Genomic DNA, 284 nt, shown 5'->3' on the forward strand with positions numbered 1-284 from the left:
CCGTGTACCGGCGCTGGGCCTCCAAGGGCGACCTGGTGGTCGACGCGATCGCCTGCATGAAGAAGAACGACATCGACCTGGACAACCTGCCCGACACCGGCACGCTGCGCGGTGATCTGGTGGCGATGATCCGGCCGCACGCCATCCAGGACGGCGAGAAGAAGCTCCAGGTCATGGCGGGCATCACGTCGATGCTCGCCCGCGACCCTCAGCTGGTGGATGCGGTGACGGCGGCGATCGTCGAACCGCGCGCCTCCCTCAACCGCGTGTTCATGCGGCGGGCG

Annotated in this window: 1 protein-coding gene; it reads left to right on the forward strand. The window is 68.3% G+C overall.

What is annotated here, in order from left to right:
- Positions 1–284, forward strand: a 284-nt coding sequence (locus SB773_RS31190; protein WP_410594148.1) for a TetR-like C-terminal domain-containing protein, incomplete at both ends; no start/stop codon positions are given.

Origin of the sequence: Bacillus sp. SIMBA_074 (genome assembly GCF_046534555.1) — a bacterium.
Taxonomy (GTDB): domain Bacteria; phylum Bacillota; class Bacilli; order Bacillales; family Bacillaceae_G; genus Bacillus_A; species Bacillus_A mycoides.